The sequence below is a fragment of the Microbulbifer maximicatervae (SeqCode) genome (genome assembly GCF_052466985.1).
The window spans coordinates 4,883,776-4,900,229 of sequence record NZ_CP174298.1 but is presented as its reverse complement, the minus strand read 5'-3'; the positions used below and the strand labels follow the sequence as shown (position 1 = coordinate 4,900,229).

The 16,454-nt window shown below is 43.3% G+C and carries 5 protein-coding genes and 1 pseudogene; all 6 read right to left on the bottom strand.

The window, feature by feature from the left end; all coding sequences use genetic code 11:
- Positions 1–128: 128 nt before the first annotated feature.
- A complete protein-coding gene (locus tag ACJJI3_RS21490) occupies positions 129–722 on the bottom strand; it encodes a hypothetical protein (protein WP_444940885.1) in 594 nt (197 codons plus the stop codon).
- A 2-nt stretch (positions 723–724) separates the two neighbouring features.
- A complete protein-coding gene (locus ACJJI3_RS21485) occupies positions 725–10,525 on the bottom strand; it encodes an Ig-like domain-containing protein (RefSeq protein ID WP_444940884.1) in 9,801 nt (3,266 codons plus the stop codon).
- Between the two features lie 607 nt (positions 10,526–11,132).
- Positions 11,133–13,175 (bottom strand): BamB-related PQQ repeat family beta-propellar protein, encoded by a 2,043-nt coding sequence (locus ACJJI3_RS21480; protein WP_444940883.1) that lies wholly within the window; start codon positions 13,173–13,175, stop codon positions 11,133–11,135.
- A 176-nt stretch (positions 13,176–13,351) separates the two neighbouring features.
- Positions 13,352–13,675: a hypothetical protein gene (locus ACJJI3_RS21475; protein ID WP_444940882.1), complete on the bottom strand. Its 324-nt coding sequence runs from the start codon at positions 13,673–13,675 to the stop codon at positions 13,352–13,354.
- An 887-nt stretch (positions 13,676–14,562) separates the two neighbouring features.
- A pseudogene (locus tag ACJJI3_RS21470) lies at positions 14,563–15,510 on the bottom strand (IS30 family transposase).
- 497 nt (positions 15,511–16,007) lie between these two features.
- Positions 16,008–16,451 (bottom strand): hypothetical protein, encoded by a 444-nt coding sequence (locus tag ACJJI3_RS21465; RefSeq protein WP_444940881.1) that lies wholly within the window; start codon positions 16,449–16,451, stop codon positions 16,008–16,010.
- Between the last annotated feature and the right edge of the window lie 3 nt (positions 16,452–16,454).

The following is a 16,454-nucleotide window of genomic DNA, read 5'->3' as shown; positions in this document are numbered from 1 at the left end:
AATAAGAAAACAGAAAAAAATAATAGACCGGAACATAATATATTCTTGACCTCAAAATAGTGACTGAATCCAGGAGAGAATCGTTGTAGATAATAAAACTAAAAAAACACCGACATCAAAAATCAAAACTAACGATCACCTTCCTCCACCACTTTCTTTATTTCTTTCTCTAAGTCTTGATACCGCCCAATCGCCTCATAACATGATCCTGTTATCCATTTTCTCTCCCTTGCAAAATCCTCGTATAAAATAGGTTTACTCCTATTACAACTGACACCTCTAAATTTAACCACCTCCCCCCCAACAGAAAAAAGCTCAAATATACCTACAAGGTGCTCCGATACAATTTTATCCACACGACTTGCACCAAAGTCAGCGATAACACAATGCCTAAAAAAATCCTTAGAAGGCTCCATTAAAACTATAAGCTGCTGTTGATTCGGTGCGACCACGATAGAATTCAAATTAAGACCAATCTTAATTACCTCACCAGCTTTATACTTCCCCCTAAAGCTATTTTCTACTTTAAGATCATATACATAACTAAAACATGTCCCCACACCCGCTGGCTTTTCAACCGTGCCACTAACAACTTCCCCTTCTACAATATCGAATGACCTTGCGACAACCTCAGCTTCAGAGGCCTGAAATTGAATCTCAGATTCTGCAAATGCAGAACAGTTCAAAATAAAAAATAATGAAGCAATAAAAACTTTATTCATAATCACAAACCGCCAAAAGACCAGCCCTGCCAATTACACATCCCTGCTGACAAACACTTACTGTAACCCCGCAGATTCGATTGCAAATGAGCAACAGCATTGTTCCCCATCTCAATACCAGCTCTATGTGAAAGTTCGTGGCCGACGGTTATGTAACCGTTCTCTAAAGGTGAAAATAGACCACTAATTTCCTGACCATCAGGCAGATACTTTCTCCCATGAAAACCCATTACACTCGTGCGATACAAAGTTATTGTGCCATTTACCTTCAAGCCAAAGAAATTCCGAGGGGCTGGGTTGACACCATTAACCCACCCTCTAGATCTTCCTTCAGATCGATCTGCTAACCACTCTTTAAACTCCGCGGCATCTTCGGTCTCGAAATAAGTAATATTTCCATCAGCATCCTTTTGCTTCCCTCTATACCAATCACGAAACTCAATATTTTTTTCACCCTTTGTAACCTGATTAAACCGCTCCTGTCGCTCTTCAGCAGTTCCTTCTGTTGAAAAATCAATTTCTCCTGAACCTGAACTTTCATCTAATTCAACTGAACCCACCAATTCGTAGAAAGCAGCAGTAGCGGCGCCATTGGCAAATTTGCCACCTGTAACCTCAGAAATAGTTCCACCAACAACAGCTTTTACAACCGTTCGTAAAGCTACTCCCGTAGAGCCTGATCCTCCAACACCATCAATTTTCCCAGAAACGCTCCGATTCACACCGGCAGAAACAAACCCATGTCCAAATTTTCCGCCTCCTAATACACTGGTAATACCACCTGCTATGCCATAAGCAGAGAACTCAGCTACGCCTGCAAACGAGCCCAGCCCACCAAAATCCATTTGCCCTACCGCTCCATAAGCAGCAGCACTTATGCCCCCAATCAAAGCCCCCTCTAGAACATTCCCTCCATTAGCGGCAGCACTTGCTGCACCAGAAGCGGCTCCAAGGGCGACCATCTCCCAACCAAATTCTGCACAAGGGCTGCCACAAATCCATGCACCAACTACAGCAACAATGACTCCCACCCAGTCTCTAAGCCTGAAGTAACCACTAGGGTCGGTGGAATTAAGTGGGTTATTCCATATATAAGCATAGCGATTATGAGACTGGCTGTAATCCGGCGACTGCACATAGGGGTCCGCCTGAAGGAAGCGGGCCAGGCGGGGATCGTAGATGCGCCCGTTCATATGGACCAGTCCAACCTGATCCAACATCTCGTGGCCGGTATAGCCGCGGCTGGTTAAGCTGGATGAGAAGCCTGTAAGTTCGTCACCCAATAAAGCACTCCAGTCTACAGCGTTGCGCCTTTGACCCCAGGCATCAAAGCTAAAGACCTGTTGATTTCCATTGCTGTCTTTGGCTATTTCCCCACTAATTTCGGTTATGACATCTAATGAGCCCAAGTGATCCGTATGCATATAACGGCTCTTGCGCTGCCCAGCAGAAATAATCACCAAGGCTCCACCGGGTAAATACCGCTTTACTTCGGTATTACCATCAGTCGTGACTTTTTCCACATTCCCAATATAGCGAGTTTCAGTTACCTGACCATCAGTAGCCGTATCTCTGCGGAGAAAACGTTTGCGCTCTGGACCATAAAGGAATGTGGTTTTATGGCCATCTTTAGTAATTTCGGTAGGCTTATCGAAAGTGCTATACACCAATGAGCGGCCACTGGAATCAGAGGTCATATTGCCATTGTCATCGTATTGGTAGCTGACACCATCACTGGTTTCACACACCGCATGAGGACCCGCGCCGTTACTGCACTGCTCAGCATATTTATAAGTGCCAACATCTGATTTGAAGGTAATATTACCCAAATCATCGTAGTGCACATCTTGAGCATCGCGCCCTTGGATTTGCGATCGCTCTAGTCGATTCAAACCATCGTAACTGAAGCTTTCATGAAGATCCTTGTCACCACTGCGATCTTCCCGGTACTCGAGGTTACCCGCATCATCCCATTGGTAACTTAGCTCCTGAATATTCCCAAGCCCGAGTACATGGGCGACTTTACCAGTAAGACGACCAGTGGCGGGGTCAATGAATTTTTGGGTTGTTATCCCATTCCCGTTCAAATATTCAGTGACATTACCCCGAGCATCCATGCGAATAACAGTATAAAACTGTTCCGCAGTGGCAAGGTTGAGTTGTTCGGCATCGATAACTTGCTCTAAATAACCATACTCATTGTACTTATGCTGGATCGCACTGCTCTCCCAGCTGCCATCACCACCCGCATCAAACACCTGGAACACGCGGCCGTATTGGTCGTAATTACTTCTCTCGTAATGATCATCACCATCAGCAAAACTGGTGATCGTCTCTTGTGGGCGGCCTAAAGTATCGTAACCATGCAAGCGGATATAACCACTATCCAAGGCTACCACTTCACGCAGGGCCCCCGCAGGTGTGCCATAAATATCCGAGGATACCTCGTTGTTATAACCCCACTGCGTAGTCTCAACAATTACACCAGAGCTATCTTTATCCGTACGCTCCTTTAAGCGACCAAGGCGGTCATAACGATTAATTACTACTTGGCCATTGGCATCAGTCTGTTCGAACAGCTCGCCATAAGCTGTGTACTTGTAACCCCATTCCCCCTTGTCGGGATCGGACATCTTTGTTTTACGTCCCAGCAGGTCATACTCCATACCTGTCACAATGTTGCGACTGCCATCGCCACGATTAAATACGAATCGGAGGTTACCCTGGGCATCGTATTGGAACTCCTGCACATTGCCCAAATTATCCTGGACTCGTACCTGATCACCCAACGCATTTTTTGTTGACCGGTGAACCTGGCCTTTAGCATTTATAGATGAGCTCGTATAACCATCATACTCCACAGCAACATCGTAGCCAGTGCCATTAACCCCTGAAACTCCGGGTAAGTCGGTTCCGACGATACGCCCAATTAAGTCGTAATATTGTGTAGTCCAGTAACGAGAACGCCCCTGGGAATAAGGCTGGCTTTGATGCTTTACCCGCCCCAGCTGGTCATACTGAATATCGACAATGTTCCACCCTCCATCAAAAGCGCGCCCGGCGGTACGAATTTTCCGCGCCAGCATATCGAAGCAAGTAACAGATTCACCACCGCCGCCGACGCGTTCGGTAACTTGGTAAACAGCAGATGCAGGGCACTGAGCACCGGCATGGCCCAGCATTACTATTTTGTGTGAGCCTGTAGCACTATATTCTAGTAATTGCTGGCCAAACCTATCGTAACGGAATGATGTAGGCACACCCGAAATGTTCTCAACCAGAGTCGGCTGACCATATTCATTACGCTCCAATACTAGGGATGTGGTTTGCCCATAAACATTTTCTTCCCTATCTACGAAGCGCCCACTGACATCGTAAATCCAGTGTTGGAAACGGTTCTCTTCATTCGCCGCTGACTGCTGCGCGAATATTTTGTTACCGAACTGGTCATAATCATAGAGAGTAGTGATTCGCAAGATATCGGAGAGCGGTTCGATGATTTCCTCTCTTAAGAGACCTGCTTTAAACCCATTTTCATAGTAACTAAATTCGCTATATCGAACCGCAGAATCATTCTCTCCCCCCTCAAAACGATTATGAGTGACTCTGGCAGAGACAAGGCGCCCTAGTTCCTCATACTCATTCAATTGGTGATCAGGGTTAACGAAGTTGACTCGCCGACCAGAACCATAATCATTTTCGGTGTCAGTAATGTAGTTATCACCATTAGCGGCCTCGGTATTTACCGTAAGCCTGGTGGCATTACCATGCATGTCCTGCTCCGTATGGGTGGTAACAGTTTTGAGATGTTCCCCCTGAGCTTGACCGTTCGCTCTTAAGGCGTAACTGGATTCGATAGTTTGGGAAATATAAGGTTTTAACGAGCCTAAAGAGACAGTTCCTTCGCTTCTAGCAGTCCCAGGCCAAGAGTCCTCCATACCCAGAATATCCCAGGTATTATCCGCTTCACTTAGTAGAGCGCCATCACCAGTACGCTGCTCTGTACGTAGAGGCATACCGATGAAGGGAAAATCCTGCCTATAGGTGGTGGTCGTGGTTACGCCGGTTTGTTCATCTAAAGTCTGGATAGACTCAAACCCCAGGTGGCCCCTTCCGCCCGCTTGTAGAAGAGCATTTCCATAGAAATAGCGAATTCCACTCGTTGCAAGATTGTCAACCGTACCGGGTTGGTGACCCGCAGCGGGAGTCGAACTTTCAATGCGAGTCACCAGGAATTGGTTACCCAATAACGGCATAACGACATTGGTTTTCCCAAGGGTTAAAGAGTGTTGCCAATCAGAATTAAGGGCTTGATAGAACTCGCTGCTACTAGCAACCTTATTAGTTAAACACCAGTCCTCTACATTACTGTCAGAATTTGAAACTCGAGAACAATAACCAGAAAGGGCTACACCGATTCCCAGCTGGGCGTAGTGGCCAGAGGCATTTGTTGCACTGTAGGTAATATAAGTTTCAGCCCCAAGACCATTAGTTATCTGAGAAATAACATTAGGGGCAACCTGGCGCTCCTCAGCATGATAGATATAGAGGTAATCATCATGGAATTCGAGATAATCTGTCCTCCCATCCCCATTCATATCTAGGAATATATCCTTACCACCAACCCGGGAACTATTCACACGCTTGAAAGTTTCAGGCTCAGAGAAGTTATTGGTACGGCTTTGCCAGCGACGGAAAACTAACTTTTCACTAGCCCCATCTTCCTCTCGCCAAAGCACATCAAGGTCACCATCACCTTCGTAATCAAACCAGCTGAACGATAAGTTTTTATTTAATGTGCCGAGGTTAACCTCCGAATTGAAACCATCGCCAGTATTTATTCGATATTTATAGTTTTCTCCATTTCGTGTAATTAAGTCTAGCAAGCCATCACTATTAACATCGACCACCTGTAGCGACTGCTTAAGGCTCCCATGTCTTTCAAGTGCTGTGGTTTCATATTCTTTATTTTCTTTATCTGGCCAGGACGCCTGCACGAAATCCAACAATTTACCATCAATAAACAGGTTATCCCCATCAATGGATGCATAGTAAACCCGAGTATGTTGATTGGACAAAATGAGGGTTTCATCTCTACCTGAAGAAAAGTCGAAATTAGTTAAATCAACTTCCCAAGTCTGCTTAGTATCAACAAAAACAAGGTCTACCCGACCATCATTATTGAAATCTCCTACTGCACCTGGATCCAGATACAACTCTGTACTTTCGTATTTACTGTCAAGTTCACCCCAAGACGGTAGTCCACTAATCGTCCAGCTCCTTTTATTACCATACTTATAGTAATTGGCTGAAGAAGTAGGTTTGGAGCTATCGGGCTCTAGTAACTGATATCCAGTGGCAGATACCGCATCGGCAAGTCCATCGCCATTGATATCTATGAAGCGCGCATCCTCTTCATAAACAGGCAAGTCGATAGGCGGAATACTGGATGAAGGAAGGCTCCAAACTCCAGCCGAACTCGGTTGAGACTGGTGAACTACCCAGTGGCCACGCTCTCTCACATAGATAGCCAAATCGGAGCGCCCGTCCGCATTATAGTCAATCATGCTCCACTGATAAGGTGTATCAACATCCTCTTGGTACTTATAGGCTAATCTTTCTCTTGTAAATGAATCACCAGAAGCTAGTACATACTTGAAATATTGATCATGGATCCTTCCATCGGGATCCCAATCTGGTTCCAGCCAAATGATATCCAGTAAACCATCTCCATTGATATCCGCCGGTCGGGGAGAAATGGCTGCGCGATCTAATTGTTTGCTCAGCTGCAGCGTGTCTGAGTACTGAGGATTATGCATAATGGAAGGCAGATGCCATTCGAAGGCTGTATCCGGCCTACAAATATTGCCTGCACATTCCCGTATATACTCAATTCGACTCAGGTGATCATAACCACTGTCTAGATAATCAATCTCATACCGACGCAAGGCATCACTTTCGCTACCAAATATTTCAATGCCGGTCATTCGCTTTTTAACTGATAGCAGGGAGCCAGCAAAATAGCCGTTGATCACGTCCATACGATCATCATAAGTAAAAGAGACTCGGGCCTCAGCTACTACTCCCGCTCCATAGGCATAGCGTATCTCCCGTATACGATGACCACCATCATTTGCATAAATATAATTTATACCATTACCCGCACTATCTTCCGTACGGCTAATTGCCCAAGTTGAAGTACCTTTTCCAGAAATAGTTTGTTGTGATTTATTGCCGTCACCGAAATAACTTATCGATCCGTCTTTGCTTTCAACCGTAAAGTAGCTGGGGTGGCCTGCTGTCCCTCCTTTAGCGGTAACTAAAACATAGGTATCTATTTCAGTTCGGTACTGTGATCCAGGTTTTCCATAACTTCCCTCAACCAATACCAGGCGGCGCCCATTCAAGCAGAATCGATCATCTTTGCTCCACGAAACCGCTGCACCCTTACCATCCTGGTCCAGGGTTTTATTACACCGGCTAATAGAAGAAAGTCCTGATAAGCTCCACCCCTGCCCTAAAAGCCCATTGCCTGATCGACTGGAGTAGCTTAGAGCAAGCTCTGGCGCAACACCGGCGGTGCCCACAGGAACACTTAGGGGAATAGAATAAGTCGCAGCGCCTGTCTCATTGACCCTGAAGTTACCAGATAATGCACCTATTGATTCTGATGTCTTTATCTCGCTTGCAGATAATTGAGGAATTCCTGCCGGGATCGGTGGTTGATCAACGATTCCATTGTAACAACCAGCATCACATGGACTCAGATTACCTGCAAATGCTTCGCCATTAGTAATTCCATCGCCATCTGGGTCATCGGAGCTATCGTAATCCGTACTCCCGAGAAAGAGTATTTCCCACCAGTCAGGGAGCCCGTCCGAGTCGCAATCGCGAGTATATTCATCTCCTTCGTCACAGGTTGTTACTGCCCAGCTGTAATCCTGTTCATAAAGGTAATCAAAGCTATAGTTTAAAAGGGTATTGGTGGCATAACTAAATTCAAGAGACTGCGTTAATAGCACTGCTATTTGCTCACGAGAATAGCCACCAGATAGCATATCCAACAGCATCGCACGGCTATACGTTACCCCACCCCAAGTTATCTGCGGAGCTCCCTGACCGGGAAAAATTCTTTCATATAGAGTGTCTATAAATTTAGTGTTACTTAATGCTGAAGCATAAATACTACGACCCGTATCCGAATTAAGAAAAGCTCTGGCAATGTCGACTTGCGTATAGTCGCCACTCAATAGCTGATAAGTCCAGAAAGTTAGTACCTTTCTATTCATTGCTAGTGGTGGCTGTAAAAGACCTCGATAAAGTCGTGCAACGGTAAGAAATTCAGGCAATTGGGCGATATTTGGATTCCAATTGCCGATCTCTTCCCATATCAAAGAGTCATCAACGCTATCCCAGACCAGCTTTCCAGGCCCCTGGTTACTGCGAGGAATTGCAAATACTTGATTACTGTCTACCGTGGTGAAGTACAGAGTATCATTGCCGGCAAGGACTGGCGTTTCCGCAATGCCGCCATCCGCAGGGAACGTCCATTTTATACTCCCATTAGGTGCATTCACGGCATAGAGCACACCATCCATAGAACCAAAGTAAAGCACGCGGCTGTCATCAATCACAACAGAGGAGACGATCTCTCCCCCCGTTTCTAAGCGCCACTTTTGAATAGCCCAAGGAGTTACCGCATAGAGACTGTGGTCTAAAGATCCAACATAAATCGTTCCATCCGTTCCATCAATCCGTGGGCTCGCTTTAATAATTCCTCCAGTAGTAAAAGGCCACTCTGGAAGAACGGAGCCGTCCTCAGTGTTCAAGGCATATAGCTTTTCATCCGCACCGACATATAAGGTGCCATCCGGGGAAAGGGTTGGGGCCGACTGACTCTCGCCAATAATCTCTGTAGCTTTATCTCCATAAACAGTTATACCCCCTTTGGCACTATTAGGGTTAACAGCTGTTACTCGGACACCAAGCTCGAACAGGCCTTTATAAAGCTCCATCTCAGGAACTATTGCAAGCTCAAACTCTGTAGAGGATTGCCAGTTGAGATCTTTAGCAGAAATAGACAAGTCAAATAGCTTGGAATGTATCGCGCTCAACAGGATCGAGCCCTCCGGGTCCAGCCCGTTAACAGAAAGTGAGATACATTGACCGTCGCATGAGACAGCTGCCGCTGAAAAATAGGGTGGAACTACTGTTAATGTGACTATCTCCCCTGGTTCGCTACATCCTATGACATTACATGCCATAACTTGATAGCTATAAACTCCTGGGCTCTTACGCTCCACAGAAAAACTGTTGGAAAGGCTATTGGAGGAAAGTACAGTCCATTTTCCAGAGGTCTCTAGCCCTCCTGATTTTTCCTGTAATACATAATAAGTAGGCCTTGCCCCCCCTTCCTGTTGGTTAAACGCGTCCCATTGTAACTGGTAGTTACTTGTGAAGAGAGCTTCATTTCCCGCAGGGACAGCTACAAGTTTTTGGGGGGATTTAGGACTTTCTTTAACTACTTCTATTGATATTTCTGGGCTAGGTTGAGAGCTACAACCAGCCCTATTGCAAGCATATACTCGATACTTATAAGTGCCCGCACCTTGATTGGGCATGTATTGCCCGGTAATTTTATTGTTCGCCAAAGGAATTGACTTAAATACGCTGTCAACTCCTACTTTTAATTGTTCAAGAACATAATATTCACCAGCATCGCTCCAATTGACGGTATAAGACCCTGTAGTGTTTTCTGGAACTGGATCGGTATATCCATCAATATTTAAACTGCTAGGAGGAGCTGGTGGGTCTAGTGCTTTTACACTAGCGGTTACTGGATTGGAAGTCTTAGATAACCCCTCATTATCCGTAACAACTATCGATAATAAATGATTCCCATCTGGCACATCATTCCAATTAGCCGTATATGGTGAAGTTCTATCAATACCTAAACTGGATCCGCCGACAAAAAACTCAACTGATGCCACACTTCCATCATTGTCAGAGGCAGTTGCAGTTAACACAACGTTATCATATTGAGTAATAGAGGATGGCAGACTATTTAGCCAGCCAACAGGCTGTTCATTATCTAGAATTGAAATTTTTACTGTATTCGTATCGTCTATCGTATTTTTCAGACCAAGGGTGTCTTTAGCTACAGCCCAAATATAGATATTTTCTCCCGAAATAGAGTTTGCAGGCCAATTAATACGGTAACAGCCATTACAATCACCATTATCAGAGGTACTATATCCTAACGAAGCTGGTTTGCTACCGGAGCTGCTCGCACTACGAAAAAACTCTACCTGGTTAATACCGTTATAGTCTGATGCAGTGGCGTAAATGGTTTTTATATCACCTGGCCGGTAGGTCTTGCCGTGAGTTGGAGCCTGTAATTTAACTGTCGGCTTTTCATTGGTTCTTACTTTAACAGCCCGAGGATCACTCCACTCATTACTACATTGATTGAGTTCATTACACCCCTTAACTTTATAGTAGTAAGTAGTTGAAGCTGGTTTTTTGGGAGGAGTATAGCTGTAAGTGTTTTTGTTTACTGTGATATATTTTGGGTCGGAAGTAACATTACCTCGTTTATAGTACTCCCGTATTTTATAAGTATTAACATCCCCAGAAGGTTTAGCCCATTTAATAGTGAAAACACCATCGGCGGCCTCTTTTTCACCAGTAGCTGAGGTAATTCTTACTTTGCCTGGTCTTTCTGGGATATCAACCGTTACGGCTTCAACGGGAGTTGTCCAATAGTCTACCGGATCTGCTCCTATACCTGGACCAGTCGCCATTCTGAACTTAAATTTATAAGTTTTATTAACATTCCGGGTTATGGTGGCAGACAAAATGGTCTGTTTACCCGCTCTACCAAAGGTGTTCGGGTTACAGTCAATTTCTGGAAGAAATCCTTCCAAACCAGTAAAAAAAGAGAAATTCTCCGGTATCCGACTCCAGGTACTTCCTCCGTCCGTACTTTGGTAGATCATACAGGGAGTAGAAATTATTTTTCCATCATCTCGCAAACTTGGCCAAGTGAATGAACCAGAGGAGTAACCATTGGATTCTGTTACAACTTTAAGTTTAATTTTCCCATCTTTGCTTATGGAGTTCGGAGTGACACTAAAAGTCACATCTATATTTTCAAAATAATCACGGTAGTCATTTGAAAACCACTGAATCGCCCAAACTTTAGTTGAACAAGAAAGAAATAATAAAGCGAGAAATATAGAGCTAACTATTGATCTAACTTTACAGAGTAATCCCCAAAAAGACATAACAAACCGTTCCATATGCAAGACGACTGGCAGACTACATTGCACTATCGTTCATTATAAATAATTCACTACGCCCACCATCCATTACGTTGAAGACAGTGGTTAAAGCCATTACTCGACTTTCTTATTCCTCTTTACCAATATCACTTTTCCAAAGTAAAGTGCCATTAGTCTGAGATTGCTCACTATTTGAAGGGCTCTGGCCGGATAACGACTGAGAATTACGCATCATTAACAGGGGCGATGGCAGTAAACTCAGTGCATATACATTATGGGAGTTACTGTGCACGTAGAGGGTCGCACCATCCCGACTCAAGGCAGGTGTTGCACTTACAGTCTCACCTTCGGGCAGCTGGTAACTCCACTGCTCTTGACCATCTACAGTATCAAATCCGTATACCGATCCATCATATGTCGCAGCATATACAATTGTGCCTGTGGAATTAAGAACCGGCCCTCCAATAACTGCTGACTCAGTCTTTGATGTCCACCTGGTGGTTTTATCTCCATCAAGGGCTGCTACAGTTCCCCCAGTTGAATTGCTGGTTCCTATAAATATGGTACTCCCTTGTATAGCGCCCTTATTCATCACCACACCGACATCTTTCAGCGTCCAATCAAGATCACCTTTAGGTGAGAAACGATAATAATTATTATCAAAAGCTCCCAGAAAAACAGCTCCACTTTCTGAAACAGTGAGTGAAGCACTAATCGCTTCAGCTACTTGATCAAGAGGGGATTCTCCCCACTGGTTTTGTGGCGTAAATGCTCCCACTTTAACTTGTACATTTGCACTTGATTTACCTCCGGGACCCGTAGCCACTACGGTATAGGTAGTCGAGAAGCTTGGCGACACCCTCGCATTACCCTCATCAGGTAGTCGGGAAAAAGAAAAGTCATCAGCATTGTTAGTAAGACTAACTGATGTGGCACCGGATGTTATCCAGCTCAACCCTACACTATCACCAGCGCGAGAGATTTTTTCAGGCAATGCCGTAAATGCACTAATTTTAACGGCCGGATAACTTTTTCCGCTAAATGGATTACTACCAGCTGCTATCTCATCAATGTCACTGATACCATCAAAATCAGAATCAATTTGAGATGGAGCACACCCTAAACTATTCGCGGTTTCATCTAGGGAAGTTGAAGAACAGAAATCTTCAAAATTAGCGATTCCATCTTCATCGCTATCCAGCGCAACTGAGATAACACTTCGAGCAAGCTGTGTATCAGACTTAAAAAGGACAGCCTCTATATCTGTCCATTCATGTCCTATCGGCTTTGTTAAATCGCATTTACCAACCTTTGTATCAGGATCGAAGCTACAAGACTCTGTGCTTCCGTTACCAATGCTGACTGTTAATTTTGCACCAGTTAAATCTAGACTTGAGTTAGCTCTCAGCCGCAAAGAGGGCTTATCGGTTACAACCAGAGCTTTATGGGCTGGGGATTCAAAAAACAAACCATCTTCGATAGCGTTTTCTAGTGGTTTAGGTTCTTCTACGGGATCATAAGGAGAGTCGAGTAGCATGTTAATCGCAGGCAAAATAAGTAGAAATTCATCTACATTTGAAATTCCATCGCCATCGCTATCCAACTGCACGGGGCTACAACCATCGACATCTACGACCTCAGTATCAATAGTATTCGTACATTTATCTAAATGATCTGCAATACCATCACGGTCTTCGTCTACGGCAACAAATATTGCTGCTTTGGAAACCAGGCTTCCATCACTATACAAACTCACATCAATAGCCTGCCAGCCATCGTCAAGACTTACTGCAAGTGAACAAAGCCCTATATTTTCAGTCAAATCGATCAAACATAAGCTCTCTACTCCACGCCCCTGGCTTATTTTAAGCTCAAGATTTGTTAGATTTTGAACGTTAGCAAGTGAAACTTCGACATCAGGAAACCTACCTGGAACTAGCGTATCATTACCTGGAGCATCTATTGATACAGATGCGGTTGTGGCTGCAACAACAGGGTAGGTAGAAAACATAATGAAGAAAGAGAAAAAAATAGAAACTACCTTAGCTTCCATTTTATGAAGAGGCTCAGCGAGCGATCCAACCATTTTTTCATCCTTGATGATGGCCAGATTTTTCGCGAATCGAAAGATTACACTTTTAGCATCCCGACCAAAAACTGCAACAACCAACTACAGAAAAAACCACTTCCTTATTCGTGAGCATTTTCACAGAATTTTTTTCATCTTCAAGAAAAAAACGACTTACTGACAAACCTGGTACAAAATAGACAAGTGCCAGAAATAAATATTACCACCAGGCAACACAAAATGTGCCGGTGACAAATATCGCCGAGCTACTTCTTACTTTATTTATGAAATGTAACCGCAACTATCATAGGTCTATCATTTTCACAGCCATCACCATACACTATTAGATTCAGTTTTTGCTCAGCAATATATGAGCTAAGCAGCATAGACTGTGACATTTCAGATGCATTTGGAGAAAGGACATATTGATCAGTAATAGCGCACCCTGCGGGATTACTTATCTCCAACTCATCCGTTTTAATAAAAATCCCACCGCCATTCCAGCTTTGCAATTTAGTAATAGATATACTTCCTGTACTTGAATGAGCCCAAACACTCGCTGGCGCTAAAAAACATAAAATAGCCAATACTTTATTAAACATCATATATCCCTTTCGTAGACCTATGAATTCGATTTCTGATCAGAATGTTATTCAAACCTAAAATCAACCTTAACCTTTTGATTTTAATCAATAACTATAATTCTCTGTAACTCAAGTAATTTACTTTGTTTTGCCAAGAGTAACTGGTGTATTGATTCCTGCCACCTATTTCATCCTACCTTACTGCTCAGAAGATAAACTACATGAGTCTATTCATCCATTTCACCTTTAAAATCGGCTTGCTTTAGAGATACCACCGGGAAGTGGTGTACAAGAACCGAGTCAAGATATAAATTACCAGTGCCGCTAGACTTACGTCGATCATATTTGATGCGATAAAATTAGGCAATACAGACCCAATAAAGATTGCTGCCTCCATAAATATCATTATTGACTATCTGGCAATCGGCGAAGGGGAGTCCAGATCTGCCATGATCAGTTAAGACTGAAAGTTAAAGCCAGGCGCCAATGAAAAATTTTATCTAGGAGCTTTTGAATGGAGTGATTATTAAGCATCAATCCAAAATCTAGAATTCCAAGTGACAGATCAGCTAAAAAAAACCGTAACTTTGAATACCTTTTATAAAGCTCAAAAAATTGGCTTTACATCGCATTCTAGTCCATGCGCGTTTTGCATCTACACTACTTTAACCTAAAAGCAAGACATCTAAATTAAAAAGTTTATATGCTAGACACCAACAACAGCTCGCCATTCACACCAAATCAAAAATCAACTATAAATCTTTACCATTCAATCAAAAAAACTTATGGAAGAGAATTACTTTTATAAAACATTGAACAAAATGGCAGCCACACACAAAAATAAAATTTACTTTCCTTGGCTTCAACTATCAAGCGCAATCGTTTTATACCGCAAGCAGATCATCTTAAAGCCTCATAAATAACTCATTCAGTGACCTTCCACCCCGACTCGCTATTGGTCTACTGTTCAGACGATCCATTTCTAATTGAACCTGCTCATCTACTGCTTTATTAAAGTCGGTATACTTTAAAAAATACTGCCGGATGAGGCCATTAGTATTTTCATTAACCCCTCTCTCCCATGATGAATATGGGTGAGCAAAATAAATATTAGCTTCTAAGCCTTCTACAATTATTTCATGACCAGAAAAATCAGGACCATTATCGAATGGTAATTGTTTTGATTTTATCTTTGAAGCTCACCATGTGACTAACAGCTGCTTCAGCCAACAAGGCTGATCGTTTATCAGTTAATCTAACAACAACAGCAAATAACGTCTTGCGTTCAACCATAGTCAGCAAAGCTCCACCACGTACCCGGCCTATAACGGTATCACCTTCCCAGTCACGCATCCGATTCATCCGATCAACAACCGCTGGCCGCTCATCTATGCTCACTCTGTTTTTGATCTTTCCACGTCGATCATATTTACCTTAGCACTTACGATAGGGCTTTGATACAATCCTAAGATGCTTGTACAAGTCTCCACCATTTGTCTGATCTAAATAAATGAGTTGGTAGACCGTCTCATGATGCAACGATAGACCTGTATGTCTTTTCAAATAGCTAGCAGTCTGCTGAGGACTTAATTCTTTCCGAGTTAGGATGACTATTTGTTGCCACACTCCATCAGTCACTTTCTATGCCTTATGCGCTTGCCGGCGTCTAAGCTCCGAAAGTTTATGTGCTTGCCTCGGCCGATATCCTCGCAAGTCTGTATTGCGTCGTAGCTCTCGGCTGATCGTCGAGGGGTGCCTCCCTAATAGTTTTGCTATTGCTTTTTGAGAGTGTCCGGCTTTTTTAAGCTCTAAATCTGATATCGTTCATTCTCGCTAAGTTGGCAGTAGCTCATCAGTGCCTTTCTCTTGGTCGGAAGAGGTGCCGACTCTACCAGCTGAGGCTCCCCTTACCAATTGCACTTATTATCCAAAATCAAACCTTACTAAAATATATCAGCATGCATATCATTTCATACCGTAAAACACAACCAAACGCCTTTTAAATAGCTTATAGCGAACATAATTTTTCTTTAATTAGATTTCTGTTCATTGCCAAAGCTCAATCAGTTACTTCCTATAATTTATAGAATTACCAGCCCCTAAGACCTACAAACTTATGTGCTCATCTGAGCGACATCCTCGAAAAATATAATTGCCTCACAACTAGGGGTGACAATAGCTTATCTTTTGCTTTCAGTGAGCATACAGTATTTCTCGATCTGAGCATTTAATATCGCTCGCTTCAGCTAAGCTAGCAGCAGCTCTTAAGTATCTTTGTCTTCGTCAGGAAAGATACCGCTTCTACCAGCGAAGCTCCCCTTTACCAATTGCACTAATTTTCGAGCTCAAGTTATCCCTGCAAGTTATCTCTAAATTGCTTCAACTTACTTTCACATTCAAGATTAAATTCATTTTTTATCTCATCAATTATTTCTCTAGAACTTTTTAAAGTAGATTTCAAAAAAGGATCCAACTCCTTCTTCTGCAACCTAACTTTTAAATCATCCTTAATTTCATGAATCCTTCTGTCTGATATGCAGAGAAACCTATTTTCCCTAGGAGAAACTTTCATATCATTTACAACCGCCATCGAGAGCGTACCCACTCCTATTAGATAGTTAATAAGTATAGAGTCTGCTTCTCTTTGGCCAGCAGTTAGCTTGTAATAATCGTACACCAAGTCCAAATTTCTCATGTACCCTTGATACAACACGTCCTCGTCATTAACTTCTAATGAACATCCAGCAGAGAAGATAGAAAACAGAACGATTACAATAAACTTAAAATTTTTCATGAC

Bases quoted from the DNA above. Each gene is read 5' to 3' on its own strand.
- ACJJI3_RS21490 (WP_444940885.1), bottom strand. From the start codon at position 722: ATGAATAAAGTTTTTATTGCTTCATTATTTTTTATTTTGAACTGTTCT.
- ACJJI3_RS21485 (WP_444940884.1), bottom strand. From the start codon at position 10,525: ATGGCGACTGGTCCAGGTATAGGAGCAGATCCGGTAGACTATTGGACA.
- ACJJI3_RS21475 (WP_444940882.1), bottom strand. From the start codon at position 13,675: ATGTTTAATAAAGTATTGGCTATTTTATGTTTTTTAGCGCCAGCGAGT.
- ACJJI3_RS21465 (WP_444940881.1), bottom strand. From the start codon at position 16,451: ATGAAAAATTTTAAGTTTATTGTAATCGTTCTGTTTTCTATCTTCTCT.